Source organism: Amycolatopsis sp. w19 (assembly GCF_051373225.1).
GTDB lineage: Bacteria > Actinomycetota > Actinomycetes > Mycobacteriales > Pseudonocardiaceae > Amycolatopsis > Amycolatopsis japonica.
Genome location: NZ_JBPQFM010000023.1, coordinates 66,451 through 84,444 on the forward strand (window position 1 = coordinate 66,451; position 17,994 = coordinate 84,444).

A 17,994-nucleotide genomic window follows, 5' to 3' on the forward strand; every position below is an offset into this window, starting at 1 on the left:
CCCGCCTGGCGGGCCGGGGCGAATCGGGAGAGCGGATATCGATCGGACGCCGAGCGGTCGGTGCGGGCATCAACCGAACGATTGATGCGGAGCACCCCGCCTCCCCGCATACGATCATCGGCGAGGAAGGGAGGACCGGAATGAAACCGCATCTGGGCGAGACCACAGGGCTGAACGCCGCGATGCACGCCGGGTTCTTCCTGCTGCTCGCCGCGTCCGTGGCACGGTTCGTCGCGGGGCACGGATTGAGCGGTGCCACCCCGCTGATCCTCGTGCTCACCGGCGCGCTCGCGCTGGTCTACGTGGCGGGTGTGCTGAGCTGGGAGGCGCTCGACCGGTGGCGTCCGGTGTGGCTGACGGCGGTGATCGCGGTCTGGCTGGCACTGGTGGTGGCCGCGCCGAGTTTCGCCTGGTGCGCCGTGCCCTTGTTCTTCGTCTGCCTGCAGATGCTGCGCCCGCGGATGATGATCGCGGTGGTCGTGCTCCTGACCGTCGCGACCATCCTCGCCCAGCTGAGGATCGCGGACGGGTTCGATCCGAGCATCGTGCTCGCGCCCATCGCGGTCGCGCTGATGGCCACGATGACGTTCCTGCAGCTCGACCGGGACCGGCTCGAACTGGGTCAGACCGTCGGGGAGCTCCTGCGCACCAGGATCGACCTCGCCGAGAGCCAGCGAGTGGCCGGGATGGTGGAGGAACGGGAGCGGCTGGCGCGAGAGATCCATGACGTCCTCGCGCAGGGGCTTTCGAGTCTGCGGATGCTCCTGCAGGCGGCGCAGCGGTCGTGGGACACGGACCCGGAACTGGCCAGAGCCCACGTGTCCCGCGCCGTCGACGCGGCGGGGGACAACCTCGACGAAGCCCGCCGGTTCGTCAAAGGTCTCGGGTCGCCGCGGCTGGAGAGCACCGGCCTCGGCGAGACCCTGAGCGCGCTCGCCGAGCAGGTCACGTTCGCCGCCACTCATCCGGTGCGCTTCGAGACCAGCGGGGATCCGTATCCCTTGGAACCCGAAGTGGAGGCCTGTCTGCTCCGGGTCGCGCAGAGTGCGCTGGCGAACGTCAGCGAGCACGCCAGGGCGACGAAGGCCGCCGTCACGCTGACCTATCTGGCCGACAAGGTCGTCCTCGACATTCGAGACGACGGCGTCGGCTTCGCCCCGGCTCCGCCCCGCGCGAGCGGCTTGCGGGGGAACGGGTTGCGGATGATCGGTGAGCGGGTCGCCGAACTCGGTGGTGAGATGGTCGTCGAGAGCGCGCCGGGAGAGGGCACCGCGCTCGCCGTCGCCGTGCCCACCAGGGAGGTTCGATGACCGTCCGGGTGCTGATCGTCGACGACCATCCGGTCGTGCGGGCCGGTATCGCCGCGTTGCTGGCCGGTGAGCCCGGCTTCGAGGTGATCGGCGAGTGCGCGAGCGCCGAAGAGGCCGTGCGCTTCGCGACCGCCCAGAAGCCGGACGTCGTGCTGATGGACCTGCAACTCGGCGACGGTCCGGACGGCGTGAGCGCCACCGAACGCCTGACCGCGCTGCCGGAGCCGCCGAAGGTGCTGGTGCTCACCACCTACGACGCCGAACTGGACATCACCAGGGCGGTGGCCGCCGGCGCCACCGGTTACCTGCTCAAGGCGGGACCGCCCGAGGATCTCTTCAAGGGCATCCACGCGGCCGCGCGTGGAGAGACCGCGTTGGCCCCGCAGGTCGCGGCCCGGCTGTTCGGGCACATGCGGGCTCCGGCGCCCGCGCTGAGCCCTCGTGAGACCGAGATCGTGCAGTTGGTGGCGGAAGGGTTGATCAACCGGCAGATCGCCGCGCGCCTGTTCATCTCCGAAGCCACGGTGAAAACACACCTCGTCCACATCTACGACAAACTCGGTGTCGACAGCCGTGCCGGTGCGGTCGCCGTCGCCACGGAACGGAGGATCATCCGCAACTGAAGGCGTCGCCTGCCGGGCCCATCCACGAGGTTCAGCGGCGCGGTTCGATCGTCATGTCGCCGCGGGTCAGCGCGAGGATCGAGTCCCTGGCGAGGATGTCGTGCGGGAAGCCGAGTTCGATCGCGGAGGCCTCGCCGAGGCGGGCCAGGTGCGAGTCGGTGAACTCGACCTCCAGTGCGCCGAGGTTGTCCTCCAGCTGCTCGGTGGTGCGGGCGCCGATGATCGGTGCCGTCACGCCCGGGTTCCGCAGAGTCCAGGCCAGACCGACCTGGGCGGGAGTGTGGCCGAGTTCCGCGGCGACCTCCTGCACGACGTCCACGATGGCGAAGTTGCGCTCGGTGAGTGTGCCCAAGGCGAGGTTGAAGTCCTTGCGGGTGCCGTCTTCTGACGGCGTCGCGGACAGATCGGCTCGGCTGTACTTCCCGGTGAGCACCCCGCCGGCCAGCGGCGACCAGGGCACCACGCCCAGTCCCATCTCGCGGGCCATGGGGATCAGGTCACGTTCCCCGGTGCGCTCGATCAGGCTGTACTCGATCTGCAGCGCGATCAGTGGCGACCAGCCGCGCAGGTCGGCGATCGCCTGCATCCGCGACACCTCCCAGGCCGGGGTGTTGGAGATCCCGACGTAGAGGACCTTGCCCTGCCGGACCAGATCGTCCATCCCGCGCAGGATCTCCTCGACCGGCGTCGTGAAATCCCACAGGTGCAGGTAAAGCAGATCGAGGTAGTCCGTGTCCAGTTGCCGCAGGCTGGCTTCCACCGACGCGAACAGGCTCTTGCGCTGGCCGCCCCCCGAATTCGGGTCGCCGGGGCGGCGCAGGGTCGTGTACTTCGTCGCCAGCACGAGACTTTCGCGGCGGTCCCGGGCGAATTCGCCCAGCAGCCGCTCGGAGCTGCCGTTGGTGTAGGTGTTGGCGGTGTCGATGAAGTTGCCGCCGCGTTCGACGTAGCGGTCGAACAACTTGCGTGCCTCGTCCTGCTCGGCGCCCCAGCCCCATTCCGTGCCGAAGGTGGCCGCGCCCAGTGCCAGCGGGGAAACCCGCAGCCCGGACCGGCCCAGCAGCCGATAGGTGTCGAGGGTGAGCGACATCGGGTCCTCCTGTGCTCGTGTTCCGTTGTCGAAGACGAGTCTGCGACCGCCGCGAGCGGGGGATAAGGGAGAACACTTCCTGGGAACAGGGGTCCTACCCTGGCTGTTGGACCGGACATGACGACCTCCACCGTGGACACGACACAGGAGCTGGCCGCGTTCCTGCGGACCCGGCGTGAACGCCTGGACCCGGAGGAATTCGGCCTGCCGTCGCGCCGTCGGTCCCGGCGGACCCCGGGGCTGCGCCGCGAAGAGGTCGCCGAACTGGCGGCGGTCAGCGTCGACTACATCGTGCGGCTGGAACAGGCCCGCGGGCTGCGGCCGTCGGCCGACGTCGTGGAGGCGCTGGCGAAAGCGCTGCGCCTGGCTCCCGACGAACGCGCCTACCTCTTCGATCTGGCCCGGCAGCGTCCCCGCAACGCCGACAAGCCCGCCACCACCGCGGCACCGCCGCTGGCCCGGCTGGTCGCGGATCTTTCGCCGCTGCCCGCCATGCTGATGAACCACCGCTACGACATCCTGGTCTGGAACGACGAGATGGCGAGGCTGCTGGTGGACTTCGGCACCCTGCCGCCGTCGCAGCGGAACGCGATGTGGTTGTGCCTCAAACACCCCGAGATCCGCGAGTTCTACGCGGATCGTGAACGTGTCGTGCGGGAAGGCATCGCCCATCTGCGCGCCGCCTGGGCCGCGCATCCCGACGACCAGGCGCTGACCGAGCTGATCACCGAATTCACCGCCGACGAGGAATTCGCGCGACTGTGGGCGGAACGCGACGTCAAGGTCAACGGCCGCGGGCGCAAGGTGATGCGGCATCCCGAGGCCGGTGTGGTCGAACTGGACTACGAAGTGCTCACCCCGCTCGAGGATCAGGACCAGCGCTTGGTGATCTACCGCGCCATGTCCGAAGAAAGCCGCTCGGCGCTGGGCCGGTTGTTCGCCCTTCCCCGGCGGTAGGCAATTCGCGTACCGCGCCGATTTCCGGTGCCGACGGTACGAAGAAACCCATGACCTGGCGCGTACACGGAAAGTGTATGAGCCGATCGCGTGATGCGCCTATGACGTCGGTTCGACGCATAGGTGACGGCTGATTTCGGTGGTACGGTCCATCGCGGTCGAGAAACCTCCAACGAGTGATCATTGCCTCGTGTCATTCAGTGATGGGCCTTCGGAAAAAGAGAGTATGAGTCGTGGATTTCGACGCACTGATCGCCGAATTGCGGACCCTGCGGGACAATGTCGCCGGGGTGACCGACACGGTGATAGCCGCTGTCGACGGAATACCGATCGTCGCCGACGCGGCGAAGAACATCGACCCCGCGGAGGTTTCCGCGCTCGCCGCCGCGAATCTCGGGATCGCGCGCCAGGCGGCCGAAGTGACGGGCAAGGGCACGCTGCGGCAGACCGTCGTGTTCAGCAGTGACGGCTACATGGCCGTTTACGCCATCGACCGGATGGCGCTCATGGTCATCATGGGAGACAAACAGCTGAATGTCGGCCGCCTTCTTTTCGAATGCCGCCCGGTCATCGATCGGATCAGTTCGATACTGGCCGCTTAGTCGTCAAACCAGGAAAGTGAGTTCGATGAACATCGAAAACGCGCTCAAGGAATGCATGTCGATCGCCGGGGCGGTCGGTGTCGCGCTGGTCGATTACGACAGCGGGATGTCGCTCGGCACCAGCGGGGGAGGTGATTGGCTCAATCTGGAGGTCGCGGCGGCGGGCAACACCGATGTCGTCAGATCGAAGATGCGGGTCATGTCCGCGCTGTCGCTCAACGACAGCATCGAGGACATCCTCATCACGTTGCACCGCCAATACCATTTGATCCGGCTGCTGGATTCCGTGAACGCCAGGAGCTCCCTCTTCCTGTACCTGGTGCTGGACCGGGACCAGGCGAATCTCGCGCTGGCCCGGCACTATCTCAAGCGCGTCGAGACGGAGTTGCAGGTCTGAAGACGAACGGGGGAAGCCGGCGATGACCGGAGTCGCGTCCAGTCACCACGCACTCGTCGCCGGCTCGGCGCTCATCGGCGTTCTCGGCTCGTTGTTCCCGGCGGGGTTGAAGCTCGTCGGCGATCGACTCGAGTTCGTGTTCGTCCTGCCGGACGGCCGCGAGGCCCTGGACGCCGAACCATCGGACCACCCGTTCGTCGCGGTGAAGGAACGGATCCGGCAGGGTGGCGGGATACCACCACCGCGGTTCTCCCTCGACACCGACGGCAGGTGGACCCGGCTGCACGTGGAGCTCGCCGGAATCGCGGTCCGGGCGGTGATCGTACTGCCGGACGAGCTGACGGCGGGGGCGATCAACGCGCCGTTCCTCGGCCATTGGCAGAACCAGGTGCCCGGCGTCGTGCGGCTCGCGGTGGACGAGTTCGCCCGGATCCTCGCGCGGTGCCGTCATCGGGCCGGGGGACCGGAGCCACTGATCGACCTGGAACTGGTGTACGTGCCCATCCGGGACTTCGAGGCCGTGTTCGCTCGCGCCCACGAGCCGGTCCGGCCGTTCGTCGCGCCGGTCCGGCCGGTGTTCAAGATGCGCTGGCACGCGGTGACACCCGCGCAGCGCAAGGCCTTCACCGCCGACCTGATCGACGTCACGAGCGCGGGCCGGTGGCTTCGCCGCAGGCCGACCGCGACGATCATGGGAGTCGAAGTGGAACTCCCCCCGAGGCACTGGCGCTAGGCCGCTCGCGTGTCCGTGAAGGCCTCCTTCACTACCCTGAAGGTAATGAAGGAGGCCTTCACGGCCTGCGTCAGGCGGTGACGAGCGACAGACCGTAGTTCTGCAGGATCTCGTTCACCGGCTGGAACCAGGTCTCACCCCCGGAACCGCAGTTGCCCCAGCCGCCGGAGGTGACGCCCTGCGCCTGGTCGCCGGTGATGAAGGAACCGCCGGAGTCGCCGGGTTCGGCGCAGACGTTCGTGCGGGTCATCTGGTGGACGGCGCCCTGCGAGTAGTTGACCGTCTCGTTGTGCCCCAGCACGGTGCCGCAGTGCCAGTGCGTCGTCGAACCGGACCGGCACACCGACGTGCCGACAGGCGCGACCCACGAGCCGCGGACGAGCGCGTCGCTCACGGTGCCCCAGCCGAGGACGACCGGCGCGGTCCACCAGCCGTTGCCGATCCGGATGAACGCGTAATCGTTGCCGGGGAAGGAAGAACCGGCGAAGTTGCCCATCGCCGAGCCGTCCCAGCCGACGACCGGGCTGCCGGTGCCGCCGCAGTGGCCGGCGCTGACGAATCCACCGTGGACACTGAACCCGATCGAACAGCGGGTGTTCCCGTTGATGTAGTACGGGTCGCCGCCGACGGTCCCGGCCGCGAACGGTTCGGCCTTGGGTGCGGTGACCGTCGTGACCGGGCCGGATTTCCTTGCCCTGGCCAGGAAGTCGTCGACGTCGGCGCCTTGCGCGCCCGGCCGCAGCGCGACCACGACGCTGCCGCTGCGCGGGTCCGCGCGCCAGCCGCTGACGGCGGCGGGGGCGGGCCGGGTCTTGGCCGACATGTCGATTTCGGCCTTGGCCGCGTCGAGCCGGGCCGCGCTGATCGCGACCGCGGTGGGTTCGGCGCCTGCCTCCCGGACCGCGGACGCCGCCGCGGGATCGGTCACCCCGACGACGAGTGCGCCGCGCGCCGGATCGAACCAGGCGCCGCCGAACGCCGCGCCGGCGGCCCGCTGCGCGGCGGGCAGCACCCGCGAGGCGGTCATTTCCTGGGTGAGCCGGGTCGATGCCTGTGTGGCGGTGAGCCCCAGATCACGCTGCATCGCGGCGAGCAATCCGGGGGAAGCCTGCGCGACCGGGGCGAAGGCGGCGGAAGTGAGACTCGCGGTCAGGACGGCGGCGCCGCCGAGTGCCAGGGCGATTCTTCGACGCATGGTTACTCCTCCAAGGCCGGGGGAAAGAAACACACTGCCCGCCGAGTGTGGGGCCGTGACCGGCGAAAGAGCGAGGAATGTCCGGTCTTCTGTCCGGAATTCCCTAGAGCGAACGCCGCCGTTGAACGTCTACTTAGGACAGTCTGCGAGTGGGCCCTCCGCGCGCTCTCGCGGCGGTTCCAGTACGTTGCGGGACATGACCGCGTCGCCGGAGGATGTGCCGGAACAGGTGCTGCGCACCTCGATCGTCGAGCGGCTGTTCGCTCGTGAGGCCGACCCGCGGCCGCTGTTCACGCACCAGGACCACAATGCCGGTGTGGACAGCACGGTCACCTGGACGGAGTTCGTCTCCCGAGTGCGAGCGGTCGCGGGCGCACTGCGCCTGGTCACGCGGCCGGGTGATCGCGTCGCCGTGCTCACCGGCCAGGACCTGAATTACCCCTTGGCCTTCTTCGGTGCCCTCACCGCCGGTCTGGTGGCCGTGCCGTTGATGGCGCCGGGCAGCGCTTCCCAGCGCGGCAGGCTCACCGGGGTGCTGGCGGACTGCGGCGCAAGGGTTTGGCTGACCTCTTCGGCCGCCGTCGCGAAGGTGCGCGAAGCCGGCGAGTCGGATCACCTGATCGTGGTGGACGAACTCTCCGGGCCGGGGATCGATCCGGTCCCCGTCGCGCCGGAAAGCCCCGCGTATCTGCAGTACACGTCCGGGTCGACCCGCGAGCCCGCCGGTGCCGTGATCCCGCACCGGGCGGTGGCCGCCGCTTGCTGGCAAGCGAGCCGGGCGTACGCCGTCGACGAGGGCACGACCTGTGCCGGATGGATCCCGTTCTTCCACGACATGGGCCTGATCCAGCTGTTGTGCCTGCCGGTTCACGCGGGAGCGCGATCGGTGTTCATGTCGCCCGCCGAATTCGTGCATCGCCCCGTGCGCTGGCTTCGTCAGCTCGCCGATCACCCGGCCGTGTTCACTGCCGCGCCGAACTTCGCGTTCGATCTGGCCGTCGAAGCCGCCGAAGAAGCAGGGGAAGATCTCGATCTCTCCGGCGTCCGGGTCGCGCTCAACGGCGCCGAACCGGTGCAGCCTCGGACGGTCGCGCGCTTCCTGGAGGCTTTCGGTCCGCGTGGGTTCCGCGCCGAAGCGCACCGTCCGTCTTACGGCCTGGCAGAGGCCACTGTGTACGTCGCGAGCGCTGGTGCCGAAGGACCGCGGAGCGCGGTGTTCGACAGAGAAGCCCTGGCACAGGGCCGAGCGATCGAGATTCCGGACGGCCAGGAACTCGTCTCGGTCGGGCGCCCGCTCGGCCAGCGGGTCCGGATCGTCGGCGACGGCGTGGCGCGTCCCGACGGCCTCGTGGGGGAGATCTGGATCCACGGACCGAACGTCGCGTCGGGATACTGGGGCCGTGGTGACGCCGCCGCGTTCGGAGGCGAACTCGACGGTGTCGGCGGTTGGCTGCGCACCGGTGACCTCGGCGTGTTCCACCGCGGGGAGCTCTACATCACCGGCAGGCTCAAGGATCTCATCGTCATCGACGGCCGCAACTTCCACCCGCAGGACATCGAAGCCGTCGCCGGGGAGGCGCATCCGGCGATCCGCCGCGACCGCGTCGCCGCATTCGGTGTCTCGGACGAAAGGGGCGAAGGGGCGATGTTGGTAGCCGAATGGGCAAAGAACGCCGACGCGGATGTCAAAGAAGTGACGAGAGTGGTATTGCGCGCCGTTTCACGGGAACATGATCTGACGCTGCGGTCTGTCCGTCTGGTTCCCTCCGGTGACCTTCCGCGCACTTCCAGTGGCAAGGTCGCGCGAGCCGCGGCGAGGGCGCGTTATAGTCGGCCCCGTGGGTGATCACCGCGCGGAGGTCGTGAAGGTCGTCAGTGAGACTTTTCGGCTTGATCCCGCCGAAATCGAGTCCGACGCGCCGCTCGAAGAGCTGGGTATCGACTCCAAGGGACGGATAAAACTCCTGTCGGCGCTGGAGATCTACCACGACGTGAGGATTGATCTGGACCAGCTGGACCGGTTCACCGACATCGGGTCGGTGGCCGAAGTGCTCGAAGAGGCACTCGGTGGTAAAGCCGACGGATCCGACGAAAGGCGCTGAAAAGAATGAGCGGGGGCTTCACCGCGGCGACCGATGCGCTTTCATCGGCGTCGAAGAACATCGGAAAGCTGACGGAGCAGTTGCTCGAAGACAACCCGGATCTGTCGAGCACTCCGGTGAACGCGGCCGGTTTCGGCCAGGCGCACGGCGACCACGCGAAGAAGTACACCGACGGGGTGGCGGCGTTGTGGGCGTCGGTCCAGGGGTACAGCACCACACTCGGCTCGTTCGGCACGAACCTCGGCACCGCGGGCACCGCGTACGGCACCAACGAGGGCGAACAGAAGAACAAGATCACCAAGACGGGGATGCGCTAGTGGCCACCAAAACCACCTGGACCGACGTCAAGGCCGTCCTCGACGACCCGGCCGTTCCCGCCGACCAGAAGACCAAGCTCATCGGTTCGTGGATGCGGACGCATCCGGCGCCCCCGCCGTGGACGGCGGACCAGGAGCCGGAGGAGATCAAGCAGAAGCGCAAGGAAGCCGAGAAGTACGCGGCGTCCTACAACGCCCTTCCGTTCCTGCCCTACGACGACGACCTCGACAAGGTCTACAACAGCGCGAAGGGCGCGGGCGATCAGGCCAGCTTCAACCGGAAGGCGGAGTCGAAAGCCGTCGACGAGGGCAACAAGAAACTCGACGGCACCAAGGAACCCACCGCCGAGGGTGCGGGGACCAAGACGTCGGACGAGATCTTCGATGCCGCCGCTCCCGCGCTCAAGGTCTTCGAAACCTTCGGCTCCCTGCTGGGGAAGCTCCCGGAAGACTGCCGGGGCACCACCCGCGCGCTCGACTTCGAGAAGGACATCAAGAAGCCGTTCGACGAGCAGCGCGGTATCAACTTCAAGAACTTCGTCGACGACGCCGCCCATTTCAAGACCGGCTCGAAGACCGTCCAGAAGACCATCGACGACACCGGTTCCCAGCTGAACACCCTCTACGGGACGTGGACCGGCAAGGCGGCGGACGCCTCCTCGGACAACTACAACGAGAAGATCCTCCCCAAGGCGAAGAAGCTCTCGGAGACGCTGAACAGCGCGAGCGAAGCGACGCTGCACACCAGCGCGGCGGTGTTCAAGCTGTGCAAGGGAAAGGCCGACACGGTCATCGATCTCTACAAGGAGATCGTCGGCAAAGCGGACTTCCCGATGGCGCAGAAGGTCGTCGCCATCGCCGCCGGTGAGAAGAGCGGCAAGGAGGACCTCGGCGCGATCGCGGGCTGGATGGACGTCAACTTCGGCTCCAATCTGGTCCAGCAGCTGAACAACGACGGTTGCTGCGACGACGACGAGTTCAAGAAGGCGGGCCAGAATCTCGCCAAGCAGTGGATCCAGCGGCAGTTCATCCCCGAGATGTGGACCATCATCTACGAGGGTTTCGCCAAGTCCTGCAAGGACACCAAGGAGTTCGTCGACCAGGCCTACGACGAACTCGACAAGGTGATGGGCAAGGTCAAGAACGAGTTCGAAGGCGCGGGTGACAAGGGCGGCGCCGGTGGCGCGGGCGGACCGGGCGGCACGGGCGGCGGACCCGGCGGCCAAGGCCCGGACTTCACCGGTGGCCAGGGTGGCACGGGCGGCGGCCCCGGTGGTTCGGGAACCGGTGGCCCCGGTGGCGGACCTGGCGGGGGCCCCGGCGGCTCGGGCCAGGGCCCGGACTTCACCGGCGGCACCGGTGGTGGGCCGGGCGGCGGCCCCGAGGGTGGCACCGGCGGCGGTCCTGGTGGTGGCCCCGGATCGGGTGGTTCCGGCCCTGGCGGTGGAACCGGCCCGGCGGCGCAGAAGCCCCCGCCGATCCCGGACGTGAACATCCCCGAAAGCGGCGGAGGATCGCCTGGCGGTGGCCCGGGCGGCGGCACCGGTGGTGGGCCGGACGAGAAGAAGGACCAGACGTCGCCATCGGGCTCGGCACCGCCACCGTCTAACGGCGACGAGCAGAAGGCCGCCGCCGAAGAGGCGAAGAAGCAGGCAGCGGCGGCCGCCGAAAACGCGAAGAAGCAGGCTTCCGAGGCGCTGGGCAAAATCGGTGACGGCCCGACCGGTGGCGACCTCGGCGGCTCCGGCTCCGGTCCGGGTGGCGGAGGTACCGGTGGTGGTCCTGGCGGCAGCGGAAACACGGACGCCGCGGCCGAGGCCAAGGCAGCGGCCGAGAAGGCCACTGAAGACGCGAAGAAGCAGGCCTCCGAAGCGCTGAAGAAGCTGGGTGACGCCCCTGGCGGCATGGGCGACGGCGATTCCAAGGACGGCGACTCGAAGGATGCCGAGAAGTCCGCGGACGAGGCGAAGAAGAAGGCTTCGGAAGCCTTGGACAAGCTCGGCGAAGAATTGCCCGGCGAAGGCGGCGACAAGCTGACCGGCGACAAACCCGGTGAGGACGGCGACAAGGCCGAGGACGGCGAGCGCGAGACACTCAAGGTCAAGCAGGGCGACAAGACCTTCGAGATGACCGAGCCGGACAAAGACGGCGAGATGGAGATCAAGGTCGGGGACGGTTCCGGGCCCGCCAAGGACTTCAAGCTCGACTGGACCGGCGACGGCGACGAGTCCAAGCCGGGCTCCACTCCCGGCTCGGACGACGGGAAGCCGGACAAGGACGGCGTCCACCGTCCGGGGCCGGACGGCAAGATCCACATCCAGGACGGCGATGTGAAGATCACCGCCGAGCGTCCCGACGGTCCGTCCGGGCCGACGGTCGTCACCGTCGACGACGGCACCGGCAAGCCGACCACGTACACCCTCGGCGAGGACAAACCCGCCACGGAGAAGGCATCGCATCCGGCGACTCCCGTCACCGGGACGGTGCAGCCCGACTCCAAGCCGGCGTTCACCCCGCATGAGGGTGGCGGCGGGACAGTCCCCGATGGGATCCGCGGCGGCGACGTCGGCGGTTCCGGCGGCGGTGGTTTCGGCGGAGGTGGTGCTTCGGCGCCGTCAGCGCCGTCGATGCCCTTCGAGTCCGCCAGCCCCGCGGCCGGTCAGCCGCTGACCGAGGGCGTGCACACCGGTGGTGGGACACAGCAGCCGCAGCACGTGGCCGCGGGTGCCCCGTCCGCTCCGATGAGCGGCACCGCGGGCCAGTCGTTCGGTGGCGGCGCGATGCCCCCGATGGGTGGCATGGGTGCCGGCGGAGCGGGCGGCCAGGGTGGCGGAGACCAGGAACGGACCAACCGCGCGTACCGGATCGAGGGCGAGGTGTTCGACCAGATCAACGAACCCACCGGCCGGATCACCGGGTCGTTGCTGGACGATGAGGATCAGTCGGTCACCCGCAAGCGGTGAGCCGGGGCAGGGGAGAACAGATGAGCGCCGAGGACACCGCCGCCATGAGGGCGACCCTGGACGGTCTCGTCCGCGAGCAGTCGGAGCGCCGGGCACTGCGGGCTCAGCGGGCCGACGAGATCAAGGCCAGCTCGCAGGAGTTCATGACCAAACAGGTCCAGACCGCCCAGCGGTACGTCGAGCACCGGCGGGAATTGGGGCAGCGCAAGACGAAATCCGGTTGGAGCACCGACCGGTCGCACGCGCAGCCGGGGAACACGTCGGCGTTCGAAGACGACTCCGTGGACATGGCGGCTCCGTTCGGCTCGGAGCCGCCTCCCGTCCCCACCGGACGGGACACGCCCCGGCGTGCTCCTCGCGCCCGTCCGGCACCGGCCGACGACGAGGACGACGCCTTCCTCAACAACCGTTGGCGCGACTGACGTCGCGCTGTCAGACGACGAGGCCGAGCACCAGCACGATCGGGAGCGAGATCACCGACGCCAGTGACATGGCGACGGTGTGGGTCTTGAACGTGCCCCGGGTGCTCAGCCCGAGCAGGGATTGGAACATCCAGAAGAAGTTGCTGCTCACGTGAGGAAGGAACAGGGCGCCGGAGCAGGCGGCGAGGGCGACCAGCACCACCGGGACACCGAGTGAGCCCGCGATCGGCGCGAGGATGCCCGCCGCGGTGATCGCGGAGATCGAGATCGATCCCATCGCGATGTGCAGGACGGCGGCGATCAGCCAGACGAGTACCAAGGGCGGCAGGAAACCGGTGCCGAACGAACTCGCCAGCACGTCGCGCAGCCCCGACTTGCCGATCACCTCGGCGACCGAGCCGGAGAGCCCGGACAGCACGAGAATGGGGCCGGCCAGCGCGAGCGCCTTGCCGACGGCCGCGTTGACTTCGGACGGGGGAAGGACGCGCCGGGCGAGCAGCTGCGCGAGGCCGGCGCCGATCGCCATCGCGATCACCGGCTCGCTGAACAGTGAGACAGGCCCGAGCGGGAAGCGGAAGGCGTCCGCGAGCGCGCCGAGGGCGATCAGCGACAAGGTCAGCAGGACCGGTGAGACGGACAGCGACAGGGGAAGCTGCCGGGTGACGGTGGTGGTGACGGCTGTCTCGCCGCCGGTGTCGGACTTGAGCTCGTCGGTGGCCGGATTCCACCGGAGCGCCCGGCGCAGCAGCACGGTGAAGACGAGCGTCGTGAGGACCGCTGTCGGGAGGCCGACGGCCAGCCCGAACAGGAACATCTCGCCGAGCGGCACCCGGAGAAGTCCCGCGACGGCCAGCGCGGCGACGCCGGGGACGACGAACACGAGCCCGACCTCGATCCCCGCGGTCAGCGCGCCGCCCATGAGCGCGACACCCGGCGGCCCCAGCCTGCCGCCGAGGCGCCGGGCGAGCGGCGCGGTGAGCACCAGGACCACGTCCGAGTAGATCGACGTGAACACGGTCGACAGCGAGACCGCGAACACCATCGGCACCCGTTTCTCGCCGAAGACACCCAAGAGCCGTTCGAGGACGCGATGCAGGGTGTTCGTGGCCGTGAGCAGGGACCCGATGACGACCCCGAAGGTGATGAGCATGCCGATCTCGGCCATCACGTCACCGAATCCGGCGGCGAGCGCTTCGGTCGTGCCGTCCACGCCGAGCCCCGTGGCGAGCCCCAGATAGGTGGCGCCGATCAGCAGGCCGAAGATCGGGGGCGTCTTGAGCCAGGTGATCATCACGACGATGCCCACGATGGCGATACCGGTGTGGGCAAGGAGCCAGGCATCGGACACGGTGCCCTCCTCGGACTCGCGGCGGGACGGCGCCGGTGCCGACCCTCGTAGCGACCCAGTAAGCCCTTCGGGTGGCTCGCCGGTCCAAGACCGGGTAGCTGGCACGCTGATAGGCCTCGACTATCGACCGCGAGGAGGCCGGAATGGATGCCCGTCAACTGAAGTACTTCCTGGCCGTCGTCGACGCCGGAAGCGTCCACCGGGCCGCTGAGCAGCTCTTCGTCGCCCAACCGTCGGTCTCCCAGTCCTTGCGCACGCTCGAGCGCGATCTCGGGAGTCTCCTGTTCCACCGGACCGGTCGTCGCCTGGTGCTGACCGCGGCGGGGCACGCGCTCGTGGCACCCGCGCGGGAGGTCATGCGCGGGCTGGAGCTCGCCAGGGCGACGGTCGAGGCCGTCGACGGTCTCCTCGGCGGGGAACTGGTCATCGCCTCGATGCCGTCGCAATCGGTCAGCCCGCTCACGGACCTGATCGCCGCCTTCGCCGCGGCCAACCCGCTGGTGCGGATCTCCGTCCGCGCGGCGAGCACACCGGCCGACGTCGGGAAGATGCTCACGACCGGCGACGTCGAACTCGGCGTGGTCGCGGCCTCACCGGCGGCGGAACTGCCTGGCCTGGAGGCGTCGCATCTGGAGACGCAGCGCTTCGCCTTGCTGGCCCGCGACGAGGCGGCGCTTCCCGCCACGGACCCGGTCCGCCCCGCCGAACTCGCCGGGGCCACGCTCATCGTGGGCCAGCAGGGCACAGGGATGCGCCGCGTGGCGGACGCCGTGCTTCGTGAAGCGCCTGGCAGCCGGTTCGCCGTCGAAGTGGAGCATCGGGAGGCCGTTCTGCCGCTCGTCCTCGCCGGAGTCGGCATCGCGGTGGTCAGCGATTCCTGGCGCGCGCTGGCGAAAGCGGCGGGCGCGTCCGTCCGGGCGCTCGACTGTCCCGATTCGCTGGCGGTGTCGCTGGTGCATCGGCCGGGGCGGCTGAGCCCTGCTGCGGCGGCGTTCCTCGACTTGGCTGTCGCGGCCTGAATCAGGCGTCTCGTCTGCCGATGGCGGCCAATCCGGCGTAGGTCGCGGCCGTCACCCACACGGCCATCGCGACGAGTGCGCCGAGCGGAGACAGCTGGGCTTCCGTGCCGCTGAGTTGGACGGCCAGCTCCGAGGGCAGGACCGCGGTGATCCGGTCGTCCCATGGCGCGGGAAGCAGCATCTGCGGCGCCATGGGCAACGCGAAGAGCAGGACGGCCATGGCGACCAAGGTTCCCGCCGTGGACTTGATCACCGTGGCGAGACCGAGCGCGATCAGGGCGACGACCATCATGAGCAGGCCTTCGGCCAGTATCACCGGAAGCCCGGTGGCCACGGAGGTCAAGGACCCGATCGGCCGGTCGCCGATCACCAGCCTGCTCACGAAGAAGGTCGCAACGGCGACCGCTTCGCCTGTGATCAGGCTGGTCGCGGCGACGACCATGACCTTGCCCAGTAGGAGTTTCCGCCGGACGGGGACCGCGACCAGGCTGGTGCGGATCATCCCGGTGGAGTACTCGGCCGTCGCGGTGAGGATGCCGAACGTCATCAAGCACAGTTGCACGACGGTGAGGACGGAGGTTCCGTCACCGAGGCCGCCGAAATGCGCTCGCTCGTCCGGGGTGGCCGCGTCCCACGCGCCCGCGGAGATCAGGGCCATCAGGCCGCCGACGAGAACGGCCGCGACCGAAAAGCCGAGCAGGGCGCAGGTCGAGCGGATCGATCTCGCTTTGATGGTCTCCGAGGCGATGATGTCGATCACGAGGTCGTCCTTCCCGCACGGTATTCGGTGCTGTCGTCGGTGAGCTTGAGGTAGGCGTCTTCGAGGGAGTCGCTGCGCGGCGTCAGCTCGTGCACGGCGATGTGGTGTCGCAAGGCGATGTCGCCGATCGCCGCCGCGTCGAGTCCTTGTGCGGCAAGGCTTCCATCGGTCTGGCGGGTGACGGTCGCACCCGCTGTGCGCAGCAGCCTGGCCAGCTCGGCGTCGTCCGGTGTGCGCACCAGCACGTCGCGCCGGAATCGTTCGGCGAGTTCGGGGACCGAGGCTTCCGCGATCAGCCTGCCCCGGCCGATGACGACGATGTGGTCCGCGGTGAGTTCCATTTCGCTCATGAGGTGGCTGGAGACGAGGACGGTCCTGCCTTCGCCCGCCAGCGAGCGCATGAGGTCGCGGATCCACCGGATCCCTTCCGGATCGAGACCGTTGCCCGGTTCGTCGAACAGGAGGATCCCGGGATCACCGAGCAGGGCCGCGGCGATCCCGAGCCGTTGTCTCATGCCGAGCGAGAAACCGCCGATCCGTTTGCCCGCGACAGAGGCGAGACCGACGCGGTCCAGCACCGTCCCCACCCTCGCCTTGCCGATTCCGTTGCTGCGGGCCAGACAGTGCAGGTGATCGAAGGCGCGGCGCCCGCCATGGACGGCGGCCGCGTCGAGTAACGCGCCGACGTGATGCAGAGGGCGCTCGATGGCGGCGTACCGCCTGCCGTTGATCAACGCCTCGCCGGAGGTCGGAGCGTCCAGGCCGAGAATGGCCCGCATGGTGGTGGACTTGCCCGCCCCGTTGGGGCCGAGGAAACCGGTCACGTGGCCGGGTTCGACCCGGAACGACAGGTTGTCGACGGCGACCGCCGGGCCGTAGCGCTTGGTCAATTCCCTGAGCTCGATCATGCCGGAAATGCTGGCCCGCCAAGGCGATCGGCGAATCGGACCGAGGGCCCAGTTCGGTGCTCGTCCCCCGGTCTGACCGGAGCGTGCGGTCCGACCAGGGGCTGATAGGCGCAGCCTCTCAACGCGGCAGCAACTGAGTCTTGGACGCACGGGCCCGCTTCACCGTCAACTGGACCCATGACCAGTTACCGCATCGCGCTCATCCCCGGCGACGGCATCGGCGCCGAAGTGCTGCCGCCCGCCCAGGCGGTGCTCGCCGCCGTCGGCAAACGGCACGGGATCGAATTCCGTTACGACTCCTTCGACTGGTCCTGCGAGCGCTACCTCGCCGAGGGCGCGATGATGCCGTCCGACGGGCTCGACCGGATCCGGCGGCACGACGCCATCCTGCTGGGCGCGGTCGGGTGGCCGGGGGTGCCGGACCACGTGTCGCTGTGGGGGCTGCTGATCCCCATCCGGCGCGGTTTCCGGCAGTACGTCAACCTGCGGCCGGTCAAGGTGCTCGACGGGGTGCCGAGCCCGTTGCGCGGCGCCGGGGACGTCGACCTCGTCGTGGTCCGCGAGAACGTCGAAGGCGAGTATTCCGAGATCGGCGGGCGGCTCGGCCGGGGCACCGAAGACGAACTGGCCGTGCAGGAGGCGGTGTTCACCCGCAAGGGGGTCACGCGCGTCGTCGAGTACGCCTGCGAACTGGCCAAGACCCGCCGCAACCACGTGACTTCGGCGACGAAGAGCAACGGGATCGTCCACACGATGCCGTTCTGGGACGAAGTGGTGGAGGAGGTGGCGGGGCGGCATCCGGACGTGCGCACCGGGAAGGGGCACATCGACGCGCTCGCCGCGAAGCTGGTCTTGGCACCGGAACGGTTCGACGTGATCGTCGGTTCCAACCTCTTCGGGGACATCCTGAGCGACCTGGCGGCCGCGGTGGCCGGGAGCATCGGGGTCGCTCCGGCGGCGAATCTCAACCCGGAGCGGGAGTTTCCGTCGATGTTCGAGCCGGTGCATGGCTCCGCCCCCGACATCGCGGGGCAGGGCAAGGCGAATCCGTTGGGCGCCTTGTGGTCCGCGGCCATGATGCTCGACCACCTCGGACATCCCGAAGCCGGAGAGGATCTGCTGGCCGCCGCTTTCGGCGCGCTGGCGGACGGCGTCAGCACCGTCGATCTCGGCGGGACGGCCGACACCGTCGGGTACACGCAGGCGGTGCTGGATCGGGTGGGCTGAACGCGTACGGGTTTGCCCTTG

General features: G+C 68.8%; 18 protein-coding genes. 13 read left to right on the top strand and 5 right to left on the bottom strand.

Going from position 1 to position 17,994, the window contains the following annotated elements; translation table 11 throughout:
• Positions 1-140: 140 nt before the first annotated feature.
• Positions 141-1,310 (top strand): sensor histidine kinase, encoded by a 1,170-nt coding sequence (locus tag ACSMFO_RS33420; RefSeq protein WP_436461763.1) that lies wholly within the window; start codon positions 141-143, stop codon positions 1,308-1,310.
• Positions 1,307-1,933, top strand: a complete 627-nt coding sequence (locus tag ACSMFO_RS33425; protein ID WP_360092878.1) for a response regulator transcription factor — start codon at positions 1,307-1,309, stop codon at positions 1,931-1,933. Before ACSMFO_RS33420 ends, ACSMFO_RS33425 begins: the two co-directional genes overlap by 4 nt.
• A 31-nt stretch (positions 1,934-1,964) precedes the next feature.
• On the opposite strand, the gene ACSMFO_RS33430 is transcribed toward ACSMFO_RS33425, so the two are convergent.
• On the bottom strand, positions 1,965-3,023 hold the full coding sequence (locus ACSMFO_RS33430) for an aldo/keto reductase (protein ID WP_378414557.1): 1,059 nt from the start codon (positions 3,021-3,023) through the stop codon (positions 1,965-1,967).
• A 117-nt stretch (positions 3,024-3,140) separates the two neighbouring features.
• On the opposite strand from ACSMFO_RS33430, the gene ACSMFO_RS33435 reads away from it, so the two are divergent.
• The 4 genes from ACSMFO_RS33435 to ACSMFO_RS33450 all read left to right on the top strand — a co-directional run bounded on the left by ACSMFO_RS33435 (position 3,141) and on the right by ACSMFO_RS33450 (position 5,712).
• On the top strand, positions 3,141-3,980 hold the full coding sequence (locus tag ACSMFO_RS33435; protein WP_436461764.1) for a helix-turn-helix transcriptional regulator: 840 nt from the start codon (positions 3,141-3,143) through the stop codon (positions 3,978-3,980).
• Positions 3,981-4,213: 233 nt separating this feature from the next.
• The gene (locus ACSMFO_RS33440; protein WP_038510933.1) at positions 4,214-4,582 is read left to right on the top strand and encodes a roadblock/LC7 domain-containing protein; all 369 of its coding nucleotides are present in this window, start codon (positions 4,214-4,216) and stop codon (positions 4,580-4,582) included.
• Between the two features lie 25 nt (positions 4,583-4,607).
• Positions 4,608-4,979, top strand: a complete 372-nt coding sequence (locus tag ACSMFO_RS33445; protein WP_037345225.1) for a hypothetical protein — start codon at positions 4,608-4,610, stop codon at positions 4,977-4,979.
• Positions 4,980-5,001: 22 nt separating this feature from the next.
• Positions 5,002-5,712, top strand: a complete 711-nt coding sequence (locus tag ACSMFO_RS33450; RefSeq protein WP_436461765.1) for a hypothetical protein — start codon at positions 5,002-5,004, stop codon at positions 5,710-5,712.
• A gap of 70 nt (positions 5,713-5,782) precedes the next feature.
• Here the strand turns inward: ACSMFO_RS33450 and ACSMFO_RS33455 are convergent, their stop codons facing one another.
• The gene (locus ACSMFO_RS33455) at positions 5,783-6,907 is read right to left on the bottom strand and encodes a S1 family peptidase (RefSeq protein WP_436461766.1); all 1,125 of its coding nucleotides are present in this window, start codon (positions 6,905-6,907) and stop codon (positions 5,783-5,785) included.
• Between the two features lie 196 nt (positions 6,908-7,103).
• Between ACSMFO_RS33455 and ACSMFO_RS33460 the strand changes: the two genes are divergently transcribed.
• The 5 genes from ACSMFO_RS33460 to ACSMFO_RS33480 are packed head-to-tail and all read left to right on the top strand — an operon-like array spanning position 7,104 to position 12,711.
• Positions 7,104-8,753 (top strand): fatty acyl-AMP ligase, encoded by a 1,650-nt coding sequence (locus tag ACSMFO_RS33460; protein WP_436461767.1) that lies wholly within the window; start codon positions 7,104-7,106, stop codon positions 8,751-8,753.
• Complete coding sequence (locus tag ACSMFO_RS33465; RefSeq protein ID WP_037345229.1) at positions 8,746-9,009, top strand: acyl carrier protein; 264 nt, start codon at positions 8,746-8,748, stop codon at positions 9,007-9,009. Before ACSMFO_RS33460 ends, ACSMFO_RS33465 begins: the two co-directional genes overlap by 8 nt.
• A gap of 5 nt (positions 9,010-9,014) precedes the next feature.
• On the top strand, positions 9,015-9,326 hold the full coding sequence (locus ACSMFO_RS33470) for a hypothetical protein (RefSeq protein WP_436461768.1): 312 nt from the start codon (positions 9,015-9,017) through the stop codon (positions 9,324-9,326).
• Positions 9,326-12,289: a WXG100 family type VII secretion target gene (locus ACSMFO_RS33475; protein WP_436461769.1), complete on the top strand. Its 2,964-nt coding sequence runs from the start codon at positions 9,326-9,328 to the stop codon at positions 12,287-12,289. The genes ACSMFO_RS33470 and ACSMFO_RS33475 overlap by 1 nt, the downstream gene beginning before the upstream one ends.
• Positions 12,290-12,309: 20 nt before the next feature.
• Positions 12,310-12,711, top strand: coding sequence for a hypothetical protein (locus ACSMFO_RS33480; RefSeq protein ID WP_436461770.1), 402 nt, complete (start codon positions 12,310-12,312; stop codon positions 12,709-12,711).
• Between the two features lie 10 nt (positions 12,712-12,721).
• Here the strand turns inward: ACSMFO_RS33480 and ACSMFO_RS33485 are convergent, their stop codons facing one another.
• Complete coding sequence (locus ACSMFO_RS33485; RefSeq protein ID WP_436461771.1) at positions 12,722-14,059, bottom strand: GntP family permease; 1,338 nt, start codon at positions 14,057-14,059, stop codon at positions 12,722-12,724.
• 143 nt (positions 14,060-14,202) lie between these two features.
• Between ACSMFO_RS33485 and ACSMFO_RS33490 the strand changes: the two genes are divergently transcribed.
• Positions 14,203-15,078 (top strand): LysR family transcriptional regulator, encoded by an 876-nt coding sequence (locus tag ACSMFO_RS33490; protein WP_436461772.1) that lies wholly within the window; start codon positions 14,203-14,205, stop codon positions 15,076-15,078.
• A gap of 1 nt (position 15,079) precedes the next feature.
• Here ACSMFO_RS33490 and ACSMFO_RS33495 read toward each other — a convergent pair whose 3' ends face one another.
• Positions 15,080-15,838, bottom strand: coding sequence for an ABC transporter permease (locus ACSMFO_RS33495; RefSeq protein ID WP_436461773.1), 759 nt, complete (start codon positions 15,836-15,838; stop codon positions 15,080-15,082).
• Positions 15,835-16,746, bottom strand: coding sequence for an ABC transporter ATP-binding protein (locus ACSMFO_RS33500; RefSeq protein WP_436461774.1), 912 nt, complete (start codon positions 16,744-16,746; stop codon positions 15,835-15,837). Before ACSMFO_RS33500 ends, ACSMFO_RS33495 begins: the two co-directional genes overlap by 4 nt.
• 177 nt (positions 16,747-16,923) lie before the next feature.
• On the opposite strand from ACSMFO_RS33500, the gene ACSMFO_RS33505 reads away from it, so the two are divergent.
• Positions 16,924-17,973, top strand: a complete 1,050-nt coding sequence (locus tag ACSMFO_RS33505; RefSeq protein ID WP_436461775.1) for a tartrate dehydrogenase — start codon at positions 16,924-16,926, stop codon at positions 17,971-17,973.
• Positions 17,974-17,994 lie beyond the last annotated feature (21 nt).

Coding starts and splice junctions, on each gene's coding strand:
- ACSMFO_RS33445 (WP_037345225.1), top strand. CDS start 4,608: ATGAACATCGAAAACGCGCTCAAGGAATGCATGTCGATCGCCGGGGCG.
- ACSMFO_RS33430 (WP_378414557.1), bottom strand. CDS start 3,023: ATGTCGCTCACCCTCGACACCTATCGGCTGCTGGGCCGGTCCGGGCTG.
- ACSMFO_RS33500 (WP_436461774.1), bottom strand. CDS start 16,746: ATGATCGAGCTCAGGGAATTGACCAAGCGCTACGGCCCGGCGGTCGCC.
- ACSMFO_RS33470 (WP_436461768.1), top strand. CDS start 9,015: ATGAGCGGGGGCTTCACCGCGGCGACCGATGCGCTTTCATCGGCGTCG.
- ACSMFO_RS33480 (WP_436461770.1), top strand. CDS start 12,310: ATGAGCGCCGAGGACACCGCCGCCATGAGGGCGACCCTGGACGGTCTC.
- ACSMFO_RS33435 (WP_436461764.1), top strand. CDS start 3,141: ATGACGACCTCCACCGTGGACACGACACAGGAGCTGGCCGCGTTCCTG.
- ACSMFO_RS33450 (WP_436461765.1), top strand. CDS start 5,002: ATGACCGGAGTCGCGTCCAGTCACCACGCACTCGTCGCCGGCTCGGCG.
- ACSMFO_RS33420 (WP_436461763.1), top strand. CDS start 141: ATGAAACCGCATCTGGGCGAGACCACAGGGCTGAACGCCGCGATGCAC.
- ACSMFO_RS33425 (WP_360092878.1), top strand. CDS start 1,307: ATGACCGTCCGGGTGCTGATCGTCGACGACCATCCGGTCGTGCGGGCC.
- ACSMFO_RS33490 (WP_436461772.1), top strand. CDS start 14,203: ATGGATGCCCGTCAACTGAAGTACTTCCTGGCCGTCGTCGACGCCGGA.
- ACSMFO_RS33505 (WP_436461775.1), top strand. CDS start 16,924: ATGACCAGTTACCGCATCGCGCTCATCCCCGGCGACGGCATCGGCGCC.
- ACSMFO_RS33460 (WP_436461767.1), top strand. CDS start 7,104: ATGACCGCGTCGCCGGAGGATGTGCCGGAACAGGTGCTGCGCACCTCG.
- ACSMFO_RS33455 (WP_436461766.1), bottom strand. CDS start 6,907: ATGCGTCGAAGAATCGCCCTGGCACTCGGCGGCGCCGCCGTCCTGACC.